Below are 20,495 nucleotides of genomic sequence, written 5' to 3' on the forward strand. Positions count from 1 at the left end.
TCGCTCAAGGAGTTCACCGTGTCACTACTACGCAATATTCGCCTGCACACCCTGATGATCGTGATGCTGGCCAGCCTGCTGGTCGCCTCGGTCATCGGCCTGGGGATCGGCATGCTGAGCAGTCACAAGGCTGCCGACACCCTGTCGCTGCTCAACCGCATCAACGTCGAGCAGCTCAACGCGGTCAATCGCGGTGACGCCCTGCTCAACGAGGCACTGCTGGAGATCGAGGTCGCCGCCACCAGCCAGCAACTGGATCGGCTGGACAAAGCCCAGGAGCTGATCGTCAGTGCCGAGTCCCACTTCGACCGTTTCGCTGCCGTCCCCCGCACCTCCCAGGGTGAGGCCGTCGGCGGACGCATCGAGGACCGCTACCCGGTGGTCATGGACGGCGCCGTCAAACTGATCGAGGCACTGCGCGATGGCGACAGCGAAGGCTTCGAGGCCGGTAGCCTGGCGCTCGCCCCCGAACTTGCTGAGCTCAACCAGGCACTCGATGAATTCAGCAGCTACGCCGACGCCCGCGGCAACACCATCGTCAGCGACTTCGAGCGTCAGTCACGCCTGGACCGCGGGCTGGAGCTGGCGGCCCTGGCGATGATCCTGCTGGCCATCGCCGGCGCCTACCTGCTGTTGAAAAGCCTGGTGATCAAGCCGCTGGCACGGGCGGTAGAGAGCCTGGACGCCATCGCCCACGCCGACCTGTCGCGACCGATCCAGGTGCGGGGCGACAACGAGATCAGCCAGCTATTTCGTGCCATGCAGGAAATGCAGCTCAAGCTTGGCCAGACCGTCAGCGAGGTTCGCCGGGGCGGCACCCGCATGGCCAGCGGCAGCCACGAGATCGCCTCGGGCAATGTCGATCTGGCGACCCGCACCGAACAGCAGGCGGCCTCCATCGAACAGACCGCCGCCAGCATGGAGCAGCTCACCACCACGGTGTCCCAGAACGCCGACAACGCCGGCCAGGCACGCCATCTGGCAAGCCAGGCTTCAACCACCGCCGAGCAGGGTGGCCAGGTGGTCAGCCAGGTGGTGGAGACCATGGAAACCATCAGCCAGGACTCGCGCCAGATCAGCGAGATCACCGGGATGATCGATGCCATCGCCTTTCAGACCAACATCCTGGCGCTCAACGCCTCGGTGGAGGCGGCACGGGCCGGCGAACAGGGCCGCGGCTTCGCGGTGGTCGCCGGCGAGGTCCGCAGCCTGGCCAGTCGCAGCGCCGAGGCCGCCGGTCGCATCAAGTCGTTGATCGAGACCTCCACCAGCCGTGTCGACGGTGGTACCCGACTCGCCCGCCAGGCCGGCGAGACCATGGCAGAGGTGGTCAGCTCGGTGCGCCGGGTGCTCGACATCGTCGACGAGATCGCCGTGGCCTCCCGCGAGCAGAGCGACGGCATCGGACAGATCGGCCAGGCGGTAGTACAGATGGACCAGACCACCCAGCAGAACGCCTCGCTGGTGCAGCAGGTGTCACGCGCCGCCGAAGACCTGGCACTGCAGGCGCGCCAGCTGGCCGCCGAGGTGGAAGTGTTCCGCCTGCCAGCAGGGCTCGAGACAGATGGCCCTGACATGCCGTCAAGCGCGCCGGGGCAGCCGCTGACCGCGAGAACTGGCAGCGGCCCTGACGACCTCGATGACGATGGCCGCAGCACAGACAGCAGCGATGGTCGCCGCGAGCCCGAGGCCCGCGCGAGCCAGCGACACGACGAAACCGAATGGGAGGCCTTCTAGGCCTCCACCCCAAGCGATAACGACGACGAGGACCCGTATCAATGGCCGACAAGAACATGCGCATCCTGGTGGTGGATGACTTTCCCACCATGCGCCGCATCGTGCGCAGCCTGCTCAAGGAGCTGGGCTTCACCAATGTGGAAGAGGCCGAGGACGGCCAGGACGGCCTGACAAAACTGCGTGAAGGCGGTTTCGACTTCGTGGTCTCCGACTGGAACATGCCCAACCTGGACGGCCTGGAGATGCTCAAGGCCATCCGTGGTGACGATGCCCTGAAGTCGCTGCCGGTCCTGATGGTGACCGCCGAGGCCAAGAAGGAAAACATCATCGCCGCGGCGCAAGCCGGCGCCAACGGTTACGTGGTCAAGCCGTTCACCGCTGCCACCCTCGAAGAAAAACTCAACAAGATCTTCGAAAAGCTCGGTATGTGACGCCCTGGCGCCACGAGGAGACAACGATGACACAACAGCAGATCGCCAGCGCCGCCCCCGGGCCCAACGCCCAGGGCGACGACCTGGTCCAGCGCATCGGCCAGCTGACCCGCATGCTGCGTGAAAGCATGCGCGAGCTGGGCCTGGACAAGGAGATCGAAAAGGCCGCAGAGGCCATCCCCGACGCCCGTGACCGCCTCAGCTACGTCGCCACCATGACCGAACAGGCGGCAGAACGCTCGCTCAACGCCATCGACCGCGCCCAGCCGCTACAGGATAGTCTGAGCGAACACGCCAAGGCGCTGGACGATCGCTGGCAGCAGTGGTTCGACGCCCCCAAGGAGCTCGACGAGGCCCGCGACCTGGTCAGCGACACCCGTGCCTACCTGACGATGGTGCCGGAGAACACCCAGGCCACCCAGAAGGAGCTTTTGGAGATCCTGATGGCCCAGGACTTCCAGGACCTGACCGGCCAGGTGATCAAGCGCATGATGGACGTCATCCGCGAGATCGAGGACCAGCTGGTGCAGGTGCTGATCGACAGCGTGCCCGAGAGCGAAGCCCGTGACAGCCTGCGCCGGCGCAACGAGGATTCGTTGCTCAACGGCCCCCAGGTCAAGCCTGAGAGCAACGACGTGGTGGCGAGCCAGGACCAGGTCGACGACCTGCTCGACGAACTGGGTTTCTAGCCGCCTCGCCAAGGGCCGCGCGCCTACCATCCCTTCCCGGGATCACACAGGGCTTCCCCCATCAGGGGGTAAGCCCTCTTTCTCGTCACCTTTTCGGGCCTTTGAACTGGCCTGCCCAAGGGACAATGGGCCATACCAGAACTTGTGCCCGTTGATCCCCCATGGCCGACAGCTCCAGCGATCAGGAAAAGACCGAAGAGGCCACCCCGCGACGCCTTGAGAAGGCGCGCGAGGAAGGCCAGGTAGCGCGTTCGCGGGAACTCGCCACCTTCATGCTGCTGCTCGGCGGCGTGGTCGGGCTGTGGTCCATGGGTGCCATGCTCTACGGCCAGCTGGGCAGCGTGATGGAGCAGGCCTTCCTGTTCGAGCGCCGCGAGGCCATGGAGACCATGCCGATGCTGTCCCAGGCGCTGGACCTGGGCAGTCGCACCCTGCTTAGCCTGATTCCGCTGTTTCTGCTGCTGACCCTGATCGCGCTGGTGGCGCCGGCGCTGCTCGGCGGCTGGCTGGTGTCGGCCAAGGCGCTCAAGCCCCAGGCGTCGAAGCTGAACCCGGTCAAGGGCCTCAAGCGCATGTTCTCCACCCAGGCCCTGGCGGAGCTGGGCAAGGCCATCGCCAAGTCGGTGCTGGTGGGCGGGGTCGGCCTGGGCTTCGTCTACCTGCATCGGGGTGAGGCGCTGAGCCTGATGGAATTGCCCATCGCCGCGGCGCTGGCGGCATCGATGAAGCTGGCCGCCGAGGCCAGCGCGCTGATGGTGCTGACCCTGGTGGTGGTGATCCTGATCGACGTGCCCTACCAGCTATGGAGCCACGCCAAGAAGCTGCGCATGAGCAAGGAAGAGATCAAGCAGGAGCACAAGGAGTCCGAGGGCGACCCCCAGGTCAAGGGCCGCATCCGCCAGCAGCAGCAGGCCATGGCCCGAGGCCGCATGATGAGCCAGGTGCCCGACGCCGACGTGGTGGTCACCAACCCCACCCACTACGCGGTGGCGCTGAGCTACCGCGAAGGCAGCATGGGCGCACCACGGGTCGTCGCCAAGGGCGCCGACGCGGTGGCCGCGCGCATCCGCGAGCTGGCCGGTGAGGCCGGCGTGCCACTGCTCGAGGCGCCGCCCCTGGCGCGCACCCTGTACCGCCACGTGGACCTGGATCGCGAGATTCCCATGGAGCTCTACACCGCGGTGGCCGAGGTGCTGGCCTGGGCCTTCGGCCTCAAACGCGCCGCCAGCGAAGGCGAGACGCCGCCGCCCGCCCCAGAATCCATCCAGGTGCCGGCAGAGCTTGCCGTGGCCGCCTCCACGCCAGAGCGCAATGTGACAGCAGACGAGAGACAACCATGACCCCAGCGCCTGACCACAGCGCCATCGCCAGCCCGGCGGGAGACCACGGATGAAGCCGTTGTCCCAGTACCTGACCCGCCGCGACTGGATGGCCGAGATCCCGATGAAGGTGCTGGCCGGCCCGCTGTTGATCATCATGATCCTGGCGATGATGATCCTGCCGCTGCCGCCCTTCGCCCTGGATGTGCTGTTCACCTTCAACATCGCCCTGGCGGTGATGGTGCTGCTGGTCAGCATGTTCACCGAAAAGCCGCTGGACTTCGCCGCCTTCCCTGCGGTGCTGCTGTTCACCACCCTTCTGCGGCTATCGCTCAACGTGGCCTCCACCCGGGTGGTGCTGATGAATGGCCACGAAGGCGGCGACGCCGCCGGCAAGGTCATCGAGGCCTTCGGCCAGTTTCTGGTCGGCGGCAACTTCGCGGTGGGTCTGGTGGTGTTCTTGATCCTGGTGATCATCAACTTCATGGTCATCACCAAGGGCGCCGGGCGCATCGCCGAAGTGGGCGCACGCTTCATGCTCGACGCCATGCCGGGCAAGCAGATGGCCATCGACGCCGACCTCAACGCCGGTCTTATCGGCGAGGAAGACGCCAAGCGACGGCGCGCCGAGGTGGCCCAGGAGGCCGACTTCTACGGTTCCATGGACGGCGCCAGCAAGTTCGTGCGCGGCGACGCCATGGCCGGCCTGATCATCATGGTGGTCAACGTGCTGGGCGGGCTGATGATCGGCCTGATGCAGTACGACATGGCCTTCTCCGACGCCGCCCGCACCTACATCCTGCTGACCATCGGCGACGGCCTGGTGGCCCAGATCCCGGCGCTGGTGATCTCTACCGCCGCCGGCGTCACGGTGTCCCGGGTCAACACCGACCAGGACGTCGGCCAGCAGATGATCAGCCAGCTGTTCGTCAATCCCAAGGTGCTGATCCTGGCGGCCGGGGTGATGGGTCTGCTGGGCCTGGTGCCGGGCATGCCCAACCTGGTGTTCCTGTTGTTTACCGGGTTGCTTGCGACCCTGGCCTGGTGGCTGACCCGCCAGTCCGAGAAGCGCCTGGTCGAAGAGCAGGAAAGCGCCGCCCCGCCGCCACCCCCGGAAGCCCCGGAGGCGAGCTGGGACGACGTCCAGCTGGTCGATACCCTGGGCCTGGAGGTCGGCCACCGGCTGATTCCGCTGGTCGACGCGCGCCAGCAGGGCGAACTGCTTGGCCGGATCAAGAGCGTGCGCAAGAAGTTCGCCCAGGAGGTCGGCTTCCTGCCACCGGTGGTGCATATCCGCGACAACCTGGAGCTGGACGCCTCCACCTACCGGGTCACCCTGAAGGGCGCCGAGATCGGCCGCGCCGAGGCCTGGCCCGGGCGCTGGCTGGCCATCGACCCCGGCCAGGTGTCCGGCGAGCTGGACGGCACCCCGACCCAGGACCCGGCCTTCGGCCTGCCGGCGGTGTGGATCGACGCCGGCCAGCGCGAACGCGCCCAGGTCTACGGCTACACCGTGGTCGACGCCAGCACCGTGGTCGCCACCCACCTGAACCACCTGCTGCACCGCCACGCCTCCGAGATGCTGGGGCGCCAGGAGGTGCAGAAGCTGCTCGACAAGCTCAGCGCAGAGCAGAAGTCGCTGGTCGAGGAGGTGGTGCCCAAGGCGCTGTCGCTGACTGCCTTCACCCGAGTACTGCAGCAGTTGCTGGACGAGGACGTGTCGATCCGCGATCTGCGCACCATCCTCGATACCCTGGCCGAGCACGCACCCCATCAGCAGGACCCCAGCGAGCTGACCGCCCTGGTGCGCATCGCGCTCGGCCGCGCCATCACCCAGCAGTGGTTCGCCGGACAGGAATCGCTCAACGTCATCGGCCTCGAGCCCCAGCTCGAACAGGTGCTGCACCAGGCCATGAACGGCAACGGCGCCCTGGAGCCGGGTCTGGCCCAGACCCTGATGGACCAGACCGAGGCGGCGCTGGGCCGCCACGAGGCCACCGGCGAGCCGCCGGTGCTGGTGGTCACCCCGAGCCTGCGCCCGGTGCTGGCACGCTTCCTGCGCCGTCGACTGCGCCACCTGGTGGTGATGTCCCAGGCCGAGATCCCCGACGACCGCATGCTGCGCGTCACCCATCAGGTCGGGGGAATGTGACCATGCTCCCAACCTTGATCCTTGCCCGGAGAACCCAGTGTGCGCCGAGGCGCCTGGCGACACTCGCCCTGCTGGCACTGTGGCTGATCGCCAGCGGCGCCCAGGCCTTCCCCGGTGCCTGGACCGCCAACGCCCCGCGCATGACCGTCGCCTCGAGCCAGCTCGACCAGTCGTCGCGACCGCTGACGCCGCCCTCCGCCAGCGTCGAGGGTGTGATCGAACGGGTGGTGTGGCGCTACCACGCAGCGCCTGGCGCCCGCCTGCAGGGTCGCCTGTGCCATGGACAGCGCTGCCTTCGCCTTAAGGCCGCCCACGGCAGCACCGAACACTTCGCCGGCCTCGACGCCGCCGGCCCCTTCGTCTTTCGTTTTCGTCTCCTGGATGGTGAGTCGCCGCTCGTTGTCGACGGCATGAGCGTGATCGTCAACCACCGTTGAGGCTGTCCCAGAGGAAAGTGCCATGTACACCGCACAAGGCAGAATGGAGCATCAGTCCCAGCTCGAAGCCTACCTCCCCATGGTGCGTCGCCAGGCCCTGGCGCTGCAGGTCAAGCTGCCCGCCGGGGTCGACCTGGATGACCTGATCCAGGCCGGCATCGTTGGCCTGCTGGAGGCGCTGGGGCGCTTCGATGCAAGCCAGGGCGCCCAGTTCACGACCTTCGCCAGCCAGCGGGTGCGCGGCGCCATGCTCGACGAACTGCGCAGCCGCGACTGGCTGCCGCGCAGCGTACGCCGCCAGGCCCGGGCACTGGACGAGGCCACCCGCGAGCTGCAGCAGCGCCTCGGCCGCCCCCCGGAGGAACACGAGATCGCCGAGGCGCTGGACATGGACCTGGTCAGCTACCGACGCCTGTTGAGCGACGTCAACAATGGCCAGCTGATGCCCTTCGAGGAATTGCTCGCCGAAGGCAACGAGCATCGCTTCAGCGACCAGATCGGCATGGCGCCGCTGGCCGAACTGCTCGACGGCGAACGCCGCGAGGCGCTGGTCGCCGCCATCGCCGAGCTGCCCGAGCGGGAAAAACTGCTGATGGCGCTCTACTACCAGGAGGAGCTCAACCTCAAGGAGATCGGCGCCGTGCTGGGAGTCAGCGAGTCCCGGGTGTGCCAGATCCATAGCCAGGCGGTGAGCCGACTGCGCGCGCGATTAAGCGAGCACTGAGCCGCTCCGACAACTCAGCGAAGAAAGCGAAAGAAGAAAGCGAAAGAAGAAAACCACCGGCAAAACGGCAGGTTAGAAAGAGCGGCCGACTAGAGGGAACAGCCACCCCATAGCCATCTCTTATCAGGATTATCGGACCATTCAATTTATCCAATTGCTCGTTTCTGCGTAAGGTGAGCCCTGTCTTCAGACAACACACCCATCGCTCAAAGGAGACGGGAATGTCCCTGATCAACACCGAAGTCAAGCCGTTCAAGGCCACCGCTTACCACAACGGCGAGTTCGTCGACGTCTCTAGCGACGACATGAAAGGCCAGTGGAGCATCGTCTTCTTCTACCCGGCCGACTTCACCTTCGTCTGCCCGACCGAGCTTGGTGACCTGGCGGACAACTACGAAGAATTCAAGAAGCTGGGCGTCGAGATCTACAGCGTCTCCACCGACACCCACTTCACCCACAAGGCCTGGCACGACAGCTCCGAGACCATCGGCAAGCTGCAGTTCCCGATGATCGCCGACCCGACCCTGACCATCTCACGCAACTTCGAGGTGCTGATCGAGGAAGACGGCCTGGCCGAGCGTGGCACCTTCGTCATCGATCCCGAGGGCAAGATCCAGATCGTCGAGATCAACGCCGGCAACATCGGCCGCAACGCCGAAGAGCTGCTGCGCAAGGTCAAGGCTGCCCAGTACGTCGCCGCCCACCCCAACGAGGTGTGCCCGGCCAAGTGGAAGGAAGGCGAAGAGACCCTGGCGCCGTCCCTGGACCTCGTCGGCAAGATCTAAGCCTTGTCCGCAAGATCTGACACTTGACCGAAAGTGTCTTGAGCAAGATGTGACTGCGCCAAGGCTGGCTGACTCAGCCTTAGTGTCCCTTGTCGCAGTCACGGCGCCTCGCCAGAGGCGCCCGTCACCCCTGAGGTGACACCCTTTTCCCCACCGGGTCGTTCGTCTCGGTCGTCCTACCAGTCGCTTATGCGAGATCGGGTCCTTCGGCCCGGTGGGGATTCTGCGGCCCAATGATCGGCCAGTTCGCCGATACCGGCACTACGCCCCCGCCGCAGACCACCATTTTCCGATTTTTATCAGGATTGCCGCTGTCATGTTGGACGACTCTCTCAAGCAACAGCTGAAAGCCTATCTCGAACGTGTCACCCGCCCCTTCGAGCTTGTCGCCACCCTCGATGACGGCGACAAGTCCAGGGAACTCCACGGCCTGCTCAGCGACATCGCCGCGCTCAGCGACCACATCAGCCTGTCCACCGAAGGCACGGACGCACGCACACCGTCGTTCGCCCTTTATCGTGATGGCGCCCCCACCGGGGTGGTGTTCGCCGGCATCCCCATGGGCCACGAGTTCACCTCGCTGGTGCTGGCACTTCTGCAGGTCGGCGGGCATCCGCCCAAGGCCAGCGACGAGGTGATCGAACAGATCCAGGCGCTGGACGCGGACATGCACTTCGAGACCTACTTCTCGCTGTCCTGCCAGAACTGCCCGGACGTGGTCCAGGCGCTGAACCTGATGGCCATTCTCAATGCGCGGATCTCCCACGACGCCATCGACGGCGCCCTGTTCCAGGACGAGGTCGAGGCCCGCGAGATCATGTCGGTGCCGAGTGTCTACCTCAACGGCGAACCCTTCGACCAGGGCCGCATGACCCTCGAGCAGATCCTGGCCAAGGTCGACACCGGCGCCGAGCAGCGTGAAGCCGAGAAGATCAGCGCCAAGGAGTCCTTCGACGTGCTGACCATCGGCGGCGGTCCCGCCGGCGCAGCCGCCTCCATCTATGCCGCGCGCAAGGGTATCCGCACCGGCGTCGCCGCCGAGCGCTTCGGTGGCCAGGTGCTCGACACCATGGCCATCGAGAACTTCATCTCGGTGCAGGAGACCGAAGGGCCCAAGCTTGCCACCGCGCTTGAAGAGCACGTCAAGCAGTACGACGTCGACATCATGAACCTGCAGCGTGCAGAAGCTCTGGTGCCGTCAAGCGAGCCGGGCGGCGAGCACGAGGTGCGCTTCGCCTCCGGCGCCAGCCTGCGCGCCAAGACGCTGATCCTGGCCACCGGCGCCCGCTGGCGCGAGATGAACGTGCCCGGCGAGGCCGAGTACCGCAACCGCGGCGTGGCCTACTGCCCGCACTGCGACGGCCCGCTGTTCAAGGGCAAGCGCGTCGCGGTCATCGGCGGCGGCAACTCCGGCGTCGAGGCGGCCATCGACCTGGCCGGCATCGTCGCCCACGTGACCCTGTTCGAGTTCATGGACGAGCTGCGTGCCGACGCCGTGCTGCAGAAGAAGCTGCGCAGTCTGCCCAACGTCGAGATCATCTCCGGTGCCCGCACCACCGAGATCAACGGCGACGGCAACCGCGTCACCGGCCTGAGCTATGAAGAGCGCGCCAGCGGCGAGCTCAAGCAGGTCGAGCTGGAAGGTGTGTTCGTGCAGATCGGCCTGGTGCCCAACACCGAATGGCTCAAGGACTCGCCGATCGAGCTCTCCGAACGCGGCGAGATCGTCACCGACGCCCACGGCATGACCTCGGTCCCCGGCATCTTCGCCGCCGGCGACGTCACCACCGTGCCCTACAAGCAGATCGTCATCGCCGTGGGGGCAGGTGCCACCGCCGCCCTCGGCGCCTTCGACTACCTGATTCGTCAGTAAGGTCGAGCCCTCGACCACGACAAAGCTGTGTTCCCTGAAGACACCGTCTGGCTTCCCTGGCCGCGGTGTCCACGACCAGGAAGGTCGTGATTGGTGCCCTGTATCCGGAGATGGCTGCTGAAGCCTGACGGCGCCGTGAGCCGCTATGCTGCGTTGCCGCTTCTCGCCGTAGAACCACTACGGCTCGTCGCGGCGCCTTGCCTGACGACCCACTGCACTCGACATCACTTCAGCGCATCCCCGACACAGGACACATGCCGCCCCCCTTCGGGGCGGTTTTTTTTGGTCTATTGATCGCCGTCCACCAGTACGCCGTAGCACTCCGGTCGCCGGTGCAGGCAGAAGTTGAAGATGTGCTCTCGTATCTCCCGGGTGCGGTCCAGGTCGCATTCGTGGACGATCAGCTCATCCTCCAGGGTGCTGGCCATGGCGACGATCTCGCCGGTGGGGGCGATGATGCAGCTCTGCCCCAGCAGGTCGCAGCCTTCTTCGCGGCCCGCCTTGGCGACGCCCACCACCCACATGCCGTTCTGATAGGCCCCGGCCTGCATGCACAGATGATTGTGGAAGCCCTGCAGGTGGTCATGCTCCGGCACCGGCGGATAGTGGATCGGGGTGTTGTAACCCAGCATCAACAGCTCGACCCCCTTGAGCGCGCTGACCCGGTAGGTCTCCGGCCAGCGGCGATCATTGCACAGCGCCATGCCCATCTTGCCGCCGAAGGCCTCCCAGCAGCCAAAGCCGTCCTCGCCAGGTTCGAAGTAGCGCTTCTCCAGATGCTGGAAGGGCCGCCAGGGTTCGTGCTCATGATGGCCCGGCAGATGCACCTTGCGATACTTGCCCACCAGCTCACCGGCCTGATCGACCAGGATCGAGGTGTTGTAACGGTGCACCCGGCCACCCGACTCGATGCGTTCGGCGTAGCCCAGGTAGAAGCCGATACCCAGTTGCCTAGCCGCCTCGAACAAGGGCCTGGTGGCCTCACCCGGCATCTCGCCTTCGTAGAAACCATCGAGTTCGTCGGCATCGTCGAAAAACCAGCGGGGAAAGAAGGTGGTCAACGCAAGTTCGGGAAACACCAGCAGGGTCACGCCACGCCGGTGCGCCTTGTGCAGCAGCGCCAGCATCCGCTCGATCACCCGGGAACGGGACTCACTGCGTGCGATGGGACCCAGCTGGGCCGCGCCTACCACGATTTGTCGACTCATGGATTCTCTCTCGGGACGTCAGGGGACTGGCACAGCTCGAGCAGCACCTGCAGCAGCACGTTGGCTCCCGCGGCGACATCCTCGGGCGCGGTGTACTCCTCGATGTTGTGACTGATGCCGCCCACGCTCGGCACAAAGATCATCGCCGTTGGACAGACCCGCGCCAGCATCTGGGCGTCGTGGCCGGCGCCGCTGGGCATGCGACGCACGCTGTAGCCCAGGCGGCGCGCGGTGGTCTCGACCAGCCCCACCACTTCAGGATCGAAGTCCACTGGCTCGAAGCGGGCCAGGGAGCGTCGCTCGAACGCCAGCCCCTCCTCTTCGGCGACCTGCCGGGCGAAGCGCTCCACGTCCTCTTCGACCTGGCGCAGCACGCTATCGTCGGTATTGCGAAGATCCACCGTCATGTTGGCGCTCAAGGGGACCACGTTGATCAGATCCGGGGTGAACGCCATGCGTCCCACGGTGCCCACCTGATGGCCGCCGGCCTGCTCGACGCGTTGCCGGACGTAGGCGGCGGTGGCCACCGCCCCATGGGCAGCGTCATGTCGCAGCGACATCGGCGTGGTGCCGGCGTGATTGGAGCAGCCGTCGAAGCGATACTCCGACCAGGAAATGCCTTGAACCTGCTCCACCGCGCCGATGGTGATGCCCTGCTGTTCAAGCACCGGCCCCTGTTCCACGTGCAGCTCGACAAAGGCGTGCGCCTCGGGGCGGCCCACCGGCCGCTCGCCCACGGCACCGATACGCGTCAGGCAATCGGCCAAGCTCTCGCCGTCGATCCCGCGGGTGGACAGCGCCTGCTCCAGTGGCATGCCGCCCACATAGACCAGGCTGCCCATCATGTCCGGCGCGAAACGCGCGCCTTCCTCATTGGTAAAGAAGGCCACGCACAGCGGCCGGCGCGTCTCGATACCGGCCTGATTGAGGGTCTGGACCACCTCGAGACCGGCCAGCACCCCAAGATTGCCGTCATAGAGACCTCCCGTGCGCACGGTGTCGATATGCGACCCGGTCATCACCGGTGGGCCGGGCTGCTGCCCCGGACGCAGACCAAACACATTGCCGATGGCGTCCTGGTGAATCTCGAGGCCGAGCTCCTGCATCCAGCCCATCACCCGCTCACGGCCGAGGCGATCTTCCTCGCTCAACGCCAGGCGGCAGACCCCGCCCCCCGCCAACGCGCCGATCTCGCCCAGTTCGTTCAGTCGCTGCCACAGGCGTTCGCCGTCGATTCGCAGATCATTCCACATGGTTGGCCCTCCCGCGTGCGATGACGTCCTCGGCACTGGCGCCGACCAGTTCACGATAGACCTCGGCGTCGGTGGCACCTTCACTGCCGATCAGCAGCACTCGGCTATTGCCTTCGAGGCCCAGCCGGGCGCCCAGCTCCGGCTCTTGACTAGCCAGCAACAGCCCCACCAGACCGGCAACCGCGCTTTCCCCGGCGACCAGCGCCGGATCGCCGCCAACGCCCTCGGCTAGCAGCTTCATCGCCTCCACAGCTGCTTCATCACTGACCGCCAGATAGTCGTCGATGCCTTCATCGAGCACCTCCCAGGCCAGCAGCGACACCTCGCCACAGGCAAGCCCCGCCATCAGGGTGTCGAGGTCGCCATCGACCGCCACCGGCTCGCCGCTGCGGGCGCTCTCGAGCAGACAGGCAGCGCGCTCCGGCTCGACCACGATCACGCGCGGGCGATTCACCCCATAGGCCTCCCACAGCTGGGCCAGGGTCGCGGCGGCGAGTCCCCCCACACCGCCCTGGACGAAGCAGTGGGTGGGCGGCTGATCGAGCTGATCCACCGCCTCGTCGACCATCACGCTGTAGCCCTGCATCACATCCCGTGGCACCTCCATGTAGCCGGGATACGAGGTGTCCGACACCACGAACCAGCCGTATTCGGCCGCGTCGCTGGCGGCCTGACGGACCGAATCGTCGTAGTTGCCGGCGACCCGGCGGATCTCGGCGCCGAAGTCGGCGATGGCCTGCTCCCGCCCCTGGGAGACGGTGGCGTGCAGATAGATCACGCAGCGCACGCCGAACTGACGAGCACCCCAGGCCACCGAGCGACCATGGTTGCCGTCGGTGGCACAGCACACGGTCAAACCGTCCAGCGCGTCGCGATACTCGCCGGCCATCAGCGCCTCGCTGGTGACCTGCTCGCCGAGCCGACGCTTGATCAACCGCAGCACCGCGTAGGCGCCGCCGAGGGCCTTGAAGCTTTTCAACGAGAAGCGCTCCGACTCGTCCTTGTAGTGGATCGCCGCCACCCCCGCCGCCGCCGCCAGGCCGTCGAGGCGCACCAGCGGGGTCGCTGCGTAGCCGGGCCAGCGGCGTATCTCGTCCCGCGCCTGCTCGAGCGCTGCCTGATGGAGGATCGCGCGCTGACGCTCGCCGATGGGCGCACCGGGCGTCACGCGTGGGTTGGCGACGTGGCGCCAGCGGGAATGTTCGATCAGCGCGGTCATGGGGTCTCCTGGAGTCGGTGGGAAGCGGTCGTCGAGCCCCTGGGCGGGGTGGCGGGCAAACCGAGGGCGGTGGGGCCCTGGCCTGGCAAAGGTCACCTGGCCTGAATATCTCACCTCAATCTGAAACCATATTTTCACTTTGTCAATTATTGAAAATACATTTTCACATCGCTTTACCACGTGCCATACTGCTTTCATGACCGACACGACCCACGCCGACATGACCCACGAACAGAGCCTCAGCCACGAACAGAGCCTCGAAGCCAGGCTGCGCGCCCACCACCAGGACCTGCCTCCGGCGGAGCGCCGACTGGCCGAGCTGCTGCTGAACTTTCCCGGTGACATCTCGCGCTACAGCGCGGGAGAACTGGCCGAGGCCGCCGGTACCTCTCGAGCGGCGGCGTCACGCCTGTTTCGCCGGCTCGGCTACCGCGACTTCAACGAGGCCAGACAGCAGGTGCGTGACGCCCAGCGCTGGGGCTCGCCTCTGTACCTGTCCAGCGCCACCGAGGCCCGTCGACCGGCTCCTGGCGACAACCGTGCGACAGGCCAGAACGCCACCGGCCATGACAGCGGTGCGCTTGAGCAGGGTACCGGCCTGGAAAGTGCCGCCCAGGGAGGAGCTGACCAGAGCGGCAGCTCGCGCCAGCCGTCGGCACGCGGGACGGAGGGCCAAGCGCTGTCAGGGAGCCAGGGTGCACTGGGTGGGCTTGATGCGGATAGCGCACTCGGGATGCACCTGGCGCAGGAACAGGACAACCTGGCGCGCAGCTTCGCCGAGCTGGACCAGGCGGCGCTAGGCGAGGCCATCTCGGCCCTGGGCAAGGCGCCCCGGGTACACCTGGCGGGGTTTCGCAACAGCCAGATGCTGGCGAGCTTCTTTCATCGTCAATTGCAGTTGCTCAGGCCCGATGTCCAGCTGCTGCCCCGGCCAGGCCAGACCCTCGGCGAGGACCTGGTCGACGTAGGAGCGGATGATCTGGTGATACTGATCGCGCTGAGGCGACGCACCGGCCAGGAAACCAGCCTGCTCGACTGCTGCCGTCAGCAGGGAGCCAAGACCCTGCTGCTGGTCGATCCGACCTGCCCGACCACCCTGGCAGGCGACTGGCGCCTGGAAGCACGGGTGGCCTCGGCTTCACCCTTCGACAGCTACGCCTCCTGTCTCAGCATGATCCAGGCGATCTGCACCATTTTTTACCGTCAGAATATCGATACCTGTCAGCAGCGCCTGAGGGAAGTCGAAGCGCTTCATGACAGCCTGGATGAGCTCTCCAGGCTGTAACAATATCTTCTGTAGTGATGAATATACGGGGACATTAATGTGCCAAAAAGCCGTTAACCCAGTGACTACTTATCTCATGACGGAAAATTTCTAGAAACCATATATTCTGATAAACCGACACATTCACCACAAGGGTTCAAGCGCGAAAGCCAGTCTGCACCAAGGTGAACACCCGCTTGCACCATTTATTATCACCTCGAGCTTTATCGGGTCGAAAAAGGAAACATTGAACACAGCAATATACTGAAAAAACAAGAGAAACCCGACTCTGGCACCAAAGATGTAAAGAACAAACACAAGACACGACGGGAGCCAATCACCATGTCACGAACCCTTGACCTGGCGGCACGACTGAGCCACACCCTGGACCAATGGGTGGAGCGTTGCTGCGTCATTCTGCTCGCCGTTCTGGTCGTCACCGTCTGGACCGGCATCCTCGCCCGCTATGTCCTTCCCTGGAACCTTACCTTTACCGAAGAGATGGCCCGTTATCTGATGATCTGGGTCGCGCTGCTGGCGATCTCCATGGGGATATGTCGGCGCCAGCATGTCGGCATGCTGGTACTCTTCGACCGACTTCCGGCGCTTCTCCAGCGTGTTCTTGCGCTGTCCTTCGACCTTATCGGCATCGCCTTTTTCGCGGTCATGTTCTTCTACAGCCTGACCTACGTCGAACGCGGCTTCAGTCAGTCCACCATGATCTTCGGGGTTCCCAAGGGTTACCCCTACCTGATCCTCCCCATCGCCTCCGGAGTGGCGTGCCTGCAGCTCGCTCTGTCTGCGCTGAAGGACATGAAGCGTACGTCCCCCCAACCGGCGCTCGAGCGCACCTGAACAGGAGTCGCCCTCATGGTGCTAGTCGCCTCTGCCTTCTTTCTGCTGCTGGTCATCGGCATGCCGGTGGGTATCGTGCTCGGCGTCGCCGGGCTGCTGGGACTCGTCGACATGGGCGGTGGCAGTTTTCTCGCCATGGTCCCTGACAAGTTCTTTTCTGGGCTGAACCTGTTCCCGTTCCTGGCGATGCCGTTCTTCATCCTCGCCGGCGAGATCATGAACCGTTCCGGGCTGACCTTGAACCTGGTCAACTTCGCCCAGTCACTGGTGGGCTGGCTGCGCGGCGGCATGGCCCACTCCAACATGCTGGCGTCGGTGATGTTCGCCGGGCTCACCGGCTCGGCCACCGCCGACGCCGCCGCCTTCGGCAATACCCTGGTGCCGGCAATGAAGAAGGCCGGCTACAGCGGTCCCTACGCCTGCGCCGTCACGGCGGCCGGCTCCATCATCGGTCCGATCATCCCCCCATCCACCCTGGCCATCATCTACGGCTCGCTGATGGGAGTGTCGATCGCCGGGCTGTTCGCCGCCGGGATCATCCCCGGGCTGCTGCTGTGTCTGGTGTGCATGTGCCTGATCGCGGCCACCGCCCGCCGCCTCAACCTGCCCAAGGATGAACAGGGCACCAGCCTTGCTCGTATTCTCAAGGAATTTCGCCTGAGCCTGCTGGCGCTGATCCTGCCGGTCTTCATCCTCGGCGCCATCCTCACCGGCATCACCACGCCCACCGAAGCCGCTGCGCTGGCGGTGTTCTACGCCCTCTTTGTCGGCTGCGTGTGCTATCGCAACATCGGCTGGCGTGATCTCTACGAGATGCTGGCGAGGACCGCGCTGATCACCGGGGTCATCTTCCTGATCATCGCCTCGGCCTCGATCCTCGGCTGGTGGATGACCTTCAATCAGATCCCCCAGCTGATCGCCGACGCCTTCCTGTCGGTGTCGCAGTCACCCGTGGTGGTGGTCACGATGATCGTCGCCCTGCTGCTGTTCATCGGCCTGTTCATGGATATCAACGCTGCGTTGATCATCCTGGCGCCGGTGCTCGCCCCCCTGGCCGCGACCATCGGGCTTGAGCCGGTACACGCAGGCATGATCATCATCCTGTCGCTGACCATCTCGCTGATGACACCACCGGTCGGCGCCTGCCTGTTCGTGCTGGCGTCGGTGACCGGCGAGCGCATCGAATCGATCACTCGCTCGCTGTGGCCCTTCATCGTGGTCGAGCTGCTGGTGCTGCTGGCCACCGCCTACTGGGAACCCATCAGTCTGGCCATCCCGCGCATGCTGGGACTGGCGGGCTAATCTATTGCGGCGCCAGGCGCCGCTTGTCCTCGACGCAGTGCAACACCCAAGGCGCCTGGCTCGCTCGGCGGGCGCCAACAACAACGCAAGGAGTGAACCATGTCTCGACTGCCCCTCCCCGTCGCCCCGCGTACTGCCCTGGTGGGCGCCGCTCTCGCCGCCGCCCTGGTCGCCAGCGCCTCGACCCAGGCCGCGACCACCATGCGCATCGCCCACCTCAATCCGCCGGACCCCACCGCCAGCAACTCCGGCGCGATGACCGCCGTGTTCAAGCAGCTGGTGGAGACCGCCACCAACGGCGAGATTCAGATCGAGATCTTCCCCGCCGGGCAGCTGGGCGAGGATGCCAACGTCATCAATCAGGTCGGCCAGGGCATCGTGCAGTCCACCATTTCCTCCGCCGGTGGCGTCGCGGAACACTATCCGCGTATCGGCATCTTCGATATTCCCTTCGCCTTCCCCAACATCGCGGTGGCCACCGAGGTCATCGACCTGGACAGCGACTTCGGCAAGGCCCTGGCCGAGGACCTCGAAGCCGAGACCGACGGCCTCAAGGTGCTGGGGCTGCTCGACAGCGGCGGCTTCTTCCAGTTCACCAACTCCCAGCGTCCGATCGAGACCACCGACGACATGGACGGACTGCGCATTCGCACCATGACGCTGCCCACCCACGAAGCGATGATCAATGCCCTGGGGGCCGAGGCCACGCCACTGGCCTGGTCCGAGGTGTATACCGCGCTGCAGACCGGTGTGGCCGACGGCCAGATGAACCCGATCCAGCAGACGTCCTTCGCCAACTTCGACGAGGTGCAGTCCTACCTGACCGTCAGCAACCACCTGATCACGCCCTACATCTGGCTGATCAACGAGGACTTCTACAACGGGCTCGACCCCGAGCAGCAGAAGGTCATCGACTGGGCCGCCGATGTGGCGGTGGACGCCGGCCGCTCGATGTCGCGGATCATCGAGGCCTCCGACAACGGCCTGCCGAAGCTGGCCGACGGCATGGAAGTCAACGCCATCACCCCCGAGGCCCGTCAGGCCTTTATCGACAAGGCCCAGCCAGCGGTGCGCGAGGTGATCAGCGAGCGCTACGGCAGTGAAGGCGAAGCCCTGCTGGCGAGCATGCTCGACGCCATCGATGCAGCCGACGCACCCTGATGTCGCCTCGCCCGCGATAGCATTTCCCAAGCGCCCAAAAACGATCAGGCCGCTCCCCGTGGGGAGCGGCCTGATCGTTGGTCACTGTTGCAACTTCAGTTCGACGGTGTCAGCCGGTTTTCGACCATGGCACTTGCTCCGCTGATGTCCGGAAGGCACTCGCCCTGGGCGAGTCGCTCGAGGATGCGTTCTTCCTGGCGCTGCAGTTCCAGGGTGTGGTCGATCACCGCGTCGACCTCCGACGGCGGCAGTACCACCACGCCATTCTCGTCGGCCAGCACCACGTCGCCGGCGGATACCACCACTCCACCGACGCTGACCGGCAGGTTCATGGCACCGCCCTGGTCGGCGAGCTTGGTGGTCAGCGACGAGACGCCGCGGCTCCACACCGGGAAGCGCTTTGCGCGCAGGGTAGCCAGGTCAGTGGCGGTGCCGTCGATGATCACCCCGGCCAGTCCCAGGCGCGAGCCGACCTCGGTCAGCACCCCGCCCCAGCAGGCGTGACGACGATCGCCCTGGCGATCGATCACCAGTACATCGCCGGGACGTAACAGGCGCATGGCGTGGTTGAGCAGGGTGCCATCTCCCGGCGGCAGCGACAGGGTCACGGCAACCCCGGCCACCCGCACCTCGTCGAGCTGGCAGCGGATCTCGGGGTCGATAAAGCCCTCTTCGCGGAAGTGACCGATGGTGGCGGTCTCGCACTCGAGCAGGCGCTGATGGCGGGCGGGGTCCAGCGGGGCGGGCAGGTCGGCGATGGTGTACACAGCGTTTTTCCTTATATCAGGCTCGGCAGCCAGGTGATCAGTCCCGGCACCCAGTACAGCATCAGCATGCCGAACAGGAAGCACAGCACGATCGGCCAGGCGGCGGCGTAGATGGTCGGCATCGACACCGAGGGTGCCCCGCCCTTGACCGCGAACAGGTTGTAGCCGAACGGCGGGGTCAGGCTGCCCACCGCCAGGTTGATCAGAAACAGCGTCCAGAACCACACCGGGTCGAACCCGTAGGCCTTGACCAGCGGGGCGTAGATCGGGATGACCACCATCATGAAGGCGATCTGGTCGATGAACATGCAGGCGATAAGCGGGATCAGCATCAACAGCAGCAGCATCAGGCCGGTGTCCAGGTCCATGGCGGTGGCGGCGGCCACCAGCCCGGAGGTGGCCCCGGTAAAGGACAGAAGCTGACTGAACAGCTTGGAGCAAGCCAGGATGGTGATGATCATGGCGCTGATCGACAGCGACGACAGCAGCGCCTGTCCGGCCATCTTGAGGCTGAACTTGCGGTAGTAGAAGGCCACCAGAATGGCCCCGAGCACGCCGGTGGCGGCGGACTCAGACGGCGTCGCCACCCCCAGCATCATCAGCCCCAGCACCGAGAAGATGATGATCGAGAACGGCGCCATGTTGGCCAGCGCCCGACCGCGCTGGCGCCAGTTGCCGCCGCCCGAGTCGTCCACCGCCGGTGCCCGCGACGGGTCCAGCATCATGCGCACCACCACGTAGGTCACGAACAACCCGGCCAGGAGCATGCCCGGAATGATGCCTGCGATCAAAAGGCGAGCGATGGAGACGTCGACCATGGAGCCGATGATGATCACCAGAAGGCTCGGCGGGATGATCGGTGCAAGGCCGGCGCCGCCGAGGATCAGGCCGATCGACAGGCGGTCGTCGTAGCCACGCTGCTGCATCGTCGGTAGCGCCGAACGGCTGAGCATGGCGGTCACCGCCAGGGCCGAGCCGGACAGCGCGCCGAACAGCGTCGACAGGGCCACCACGAAGAAGTACAAGCGGCCCTTGATGCGTCCCATCAGGGTGTCGAGGGAGTCGAAGATGACGTCGATGGAGCCCGAGCGGAACAGCAGCTCGCCCATCAGCACGAACAGCGCGATGGTGGTCAGCGTCTCCGAGGTGACGGTGTCATAGACGCTGTTGGCGAACAGGCCGAAGCCGGCGCTGCCCATCAGCCAGAAGGTGCCGGCCACGTTGATCGCCAGAAAGGCCACGAACACCGGCACGCCGAGGGCGAACAGCCCCATCAGCAGGGCGACGGCCAGGCCCAGGGTGACATACCACTCCATCGT

The 20,495-nt window shown here is 65.6% G+C and carries 18 protein-coding genes; 13 read left to right on the forward strand and 5 right to left on the reverse strand.

The window, feature by feature from the left end:
- The first annotated feature begins 18 nt into the window (after positions 1-18).
- From NFH98_RS19750 to ahpF, 9 genes are all read left to right on the forward strand, one after another.
- On the forward strand, positions 19-1,737 hold the full coding sequence (locus NFH98_RS19750; RefSeq protein WP_348827284.1) for a methyl-accepting chemotaxis protein: 1,719 nt from the start codon (positions 19-21) through the stop codon (positions 1,735-1,737).
- A gap of 41 nt (positions 1,738-1,778) precedes the next feature.
- On the forward strand, positions 1,779-2,168 hold the full coding sequence (gene cheY / locus NFH98_RS19755; RefSeq protein ID WP_213231736.1) for a chemotaxis response regulator CheY: 390 nt from the start codon (positions 1,779-1,781) through the stop codon (positions 2,166-2,168).
- A gap of 26 nt (positions 2,169-2,194) precedes the next feature.
- Positions 2,195-2,857, forward strand: a complete 663-nt coding sequence (gene cheZ / locus NFH98_RS19760) for a protein phosphatase CheZ (RefSeq protein ID WP_213231734.1) — start codon at positions 2,195-2,197, stop codon at positions 2,855-2,857.
- Between the two features lie 161 nt (positions 2,858-3,018).
- The gene (flhB, locus tag NFH98_RS19765) at positions 3,019-4,197 is read left to right on the forward strand and encodes a flagellar biosynthesis protein FlhB (RefSeq protein WP_045992351.1); all 1,179 of its coding nucleotides are present in this window, start codon (positions 3,019-3,021) and stop codon (positions 4,195-4,197) included.
- 49 nt (positions 4,198-4,246) lie between these two features.
- A complete protein-coding gene (gene flhA, locus NFH98_RS19770; protein WP_348827285.1) occupies positions 4,247-6,328 on the forward strand; it encodes a flagellar biosynthesis protein FlhA in 2,082 nt (693 codons plus the stop codon).
- A 2-nt stretch (positions 6,329-6,330) separates the two neighbouring features.
- A complete protein-coding gene (locus NFH98_RS19775; RefSeq protein ID WP_213231728.1) occupies positions 6,331-6,765 on the forward strand; it encodes a flagellar protein FlhE in 435 nt (144 codons plus the stop codon).
- Positions 6,766-6,787: 22 nt separating this feature from the next.
- Positions 6,788-7,489, forward strand: coding sequence for an RNA polymerase sigma factor FliA (locus NFH98_RS19780; RefSeq protein ID WP_108132021.1), 702 nt, complete (start codon positions 6,788-6,790; stop codon positions 7,487-7,489).
- Positions 7,490-7,710: 221 nt separating this feature from the next.
- Positions 7,711-8,274 carry an alkyl hydroperoxide reductase subunit C gene (gene ahpC / locus NFH98_RS19785; protein WP_045992348.1) on the forward strand — a complete coding sequence of 188 codons (564 nt, stop codon included), beginning with the start codon at positions 7,711-7,713 and terminating at the stop codon, positions 8,272-8,274.
- A 316-nt stretch (positions 8,275-8,590) separates the two neighbouring features.
- Positions 8,591-10,147, forward strand: a complete 1,557-nt coding sequence (gene ahpF / locus NFH98_RS19790; RefSeq protein ID WP_348827286.1) for an alkyl hydroperoxide reductase subunit F — start codon at positions 8,591-8,593, stop codon at positions 10,145-10,147.
- Positions 10,148-10,434: 287 nt separating this feature from the next.
- Here ahpF and NFH98_RS19795 read toward each other — a convergent pair whose 3' ends face one another.
- From NFH98_RS19795 to NFH98_RS19805, 3 genes are read right to left on the reverse strand one after another with little or no spacing between them, the layout of a single operon-like run.
- A complete protein-coding gene (locus NFH98_RS19795) occupies positions 10,435-11,355 on the reverse strand; it encodes an N-carbamoyl-D-amino-acid hydrolase (RefSeq protein WP_348827287.1) in 921 nt (306 codons plus the stop codon).
- Positions 11,352-12,608, reverse strand: coding sequence for a Zn-dependent hydrolase (locus NFH98_RS19800; protein WP_348827288.1), 1,257 nt, complete (start codon positions 12,606-12,608; stop codon positions 11,352-11,354). Before NFH98_RS19800 ends, NFH98_RS19795 begins: the two co-directional genes overlap by 4 nt.
- Positions 12,598-13,827, reverse strand: coding sequence for a diaminopropionate ammonia-lyase (locus tag NFH98_RS19805; protein WP_348827289.1), 1,230 nt, complete (start codon positions 13,825-13,827; stop codon positions 12,598-12,600). The genes NFH98_RS19800 and NFH98_RS19805 overlap by 11 nt, the downstream gene beginning before the upstream one ends.
- A 196-nt stretch (positions 13,828-14,023) precedes the next feature.
- Here NFH98_RS19805 and NFH98_RS19810 point away from each other — a divergent pair, with 196 nt between their 5' ends.
- The 4 genes from NFH98_RS19810 (at position 14,024) to NFH98_RS19825 (ending at position 18,409) form a co-directional block, all read left to right on the forward strand.
- Positions 14,024-15,112: a MurR/RpiR family transcriptional regulator gene (locus NFH98_RS19810; RefSeq protein ID WP_348827290.1), complete on the forward strand. Its 1,089-nt coding sequence runs from the start codon at positions 14,024-14,026 to the stop codon at positions 15,110-15,112.
- 321 nt (positions 15,113-15,433) lie between these two features.
- Positions 15,434-15,946, forward strand: coding sequence for a TRAP transporter small permease (locus NFH98_RS19815; protein WP_108132015.1), 513 nt, complete (start codon positions 15,434-15,436; stop codon positions 15,944-15,946).
- Between the two features lie 15 nt (positions 15,947-15,961).
- A complete protein-coding gene (locus NFH98_RS19820; RefSeq protein WP_181248614.1) occupies positions 15,962-17,248 on the forward strand; it encodes a TRAP transporter large permease in 1,287 nt (428 codons plus the stop codon).
- Positions 17,249-17,347: 99 nt separating this feature from the next.
- Entirely contained in the window at positions 17,348-18,409 is a 1,062-nt protein-coding gene (locus tag NFH98_RS19825) for a TRAP transporter substrate-binding protein (RefSeq protein WP_108132014.1), read from the forward strand.
- A 95-nt stretch (positions 18,410-18,504) separates the two neighbouring features.
- On the opposite strand, the gene NFH98_RS19830 is transcribed toward NFH98_RS19825, so the two are convergent.
- Both NFH98_RS19830 and NFH98_RS19835 read right to left on the reverse strand, forming a co-directional pair.
- The gene (locus tag NFH98_RS19830) at positions 18,505-19,176 is read right to left on the reverse strand and encodes an RraA family protein (protein WP_108132013.1); all 672 of its coding nucleotides are present in this window, start codon (positions 19,174-19,176) and stop codon (positions 18,505-18,507) included.
- A gap of 11 nt (positions 19,177-19,187) precedes the next feature.
- Complete coding sequence (locus NFH98_RS19835; protein ID WP_108132012.1) at positions 19,188-20,492, reverse strand: TRAP transporter large permease; 1,305 nt, start codon at positions 20,490-20,492, stop codon at positions 19,188-19,190.
- Positions 20,493-20,495 lie beyond the last annotated feature (3 nt).

The sequence above is a fragment of the Halomonas sp. H33-56 genome, assembly GCF_040147035.1.
Classification (GTDB): Bacteria; Pseudomonadota; Gammaproteobacteria; order Pseudomonadales; family Halomonadaceae; genus Halomonas; species Halomonas litopenaei.

Bases quoted from the DNA above. Each gene is read 5' to 3' on its own strand.
- ahpC (WP_045992348.1), top strand. From the start codon at position 7,711: ATGTCCCTGATCAACACCGAAGTCAAGCCGTTCAAGGCCACCGCTTAC.
- NFH98_RS19800 (WP_348827288.1), bottom strand. From the start codon at position 12,608: ATGTGGAATGATCTGCGAATCGACGGCGAACGCCTGTGGCAGCGACTG.
- NFH98_RS19780 (WP_108132021.1), top strand. From the start codon at position 6,788: ATGTACACCGCACAAGGCAGAATGGAGCATCAGTCCCAGCTCGAAGCC.
- NFH98_RS19820 (WP_181248614.1), top strand. From the start codon at position 15,962: ATGGTGCTAGTCGCCTCTGCCTTCTTTCTGCTGCTGGTCATCGGCATG.
- flhA (WP_348827285.1), top strand. From the start codon at position 4,247: ATGAAGCCGTTGTCCCAGTACCTGACCCGCCGCGACTGGATGGCCGAG.
- NFH98_RS19775 (WP_213231728.1), top strand. From the start codon at position 6,331: ATGCTCCCAACCTTGATCCTTGCCCGGAGAACCCAGTGTGCGCCGAGG.
- NFH98_RS19795 (WP_348827287.1), bottom strand. From the start codon at position 11,355: ATGAGTCGACAAATCGTGGTAGGCGCGGCCCAGCTGGGTCCCATCGCA.
- cheZ (WP_213231734.1), top strand. From the start codon at position 2,195: ATGACACAACAGCAGATCGCCAGCGCCGCCCCCGGGCCCAACGCCCAG.
- NFH98_RS19825 (WP_108132014.1), top strand. From the start codon at position 17,348: ATGTCTCGACTGCCCCTCCCCGTCGCCCCGCGTACTGCCCTGGTGGGC.
- cheY (WP_213231736.1), top strand. From the start codon at position 1,779: ATGGCCGACAAGAACATGCGCATCCTGGTGGTGGATGACTTTCCCACC.
- NFH98_RS19835 (WP_108132012.1), bottom strand. From the start codon at position 20,492: ATGGAGTGGTATGTCACCCTGGGCCTGGCCGTCGCCCTGCTGATGGGG.
- flhB (WP_045992351.1), top strand. From the start codon at position 3,019: ATGGCCGACAGCTCCAGCGATCAGGAAAAGACCGAAGAGGCCACCCCG.
- ahpF (WP_348827286.1), top strand. From the start codon at position 8,591: ATGTTGGACGACTCTCTCAAGCAACAGCTGAAAGCCTATCTCGAACGT.
- NFH98_RS19805 (WP_348827289.1), bottom strand. From the start codon at position 13,827: ATGACCGCGCTGATCGAACATTCCCGCTGGCGCCACGTCGCCAACCCA.
- NFH98_RS19815 (WP_108132015.1), top strand. From the start codon at position 15,434: ATGTCACGAACCCTTGACCTGGCGGCACGACTGAGCCACACCCTGGAC.
- NFH98_RS19810 (WP_348827290.1), top strand. From the start codon at position 14,024: ATGACCGACACGACCCACGCCGACATGACCCACGAACAGAGCCTCAGC.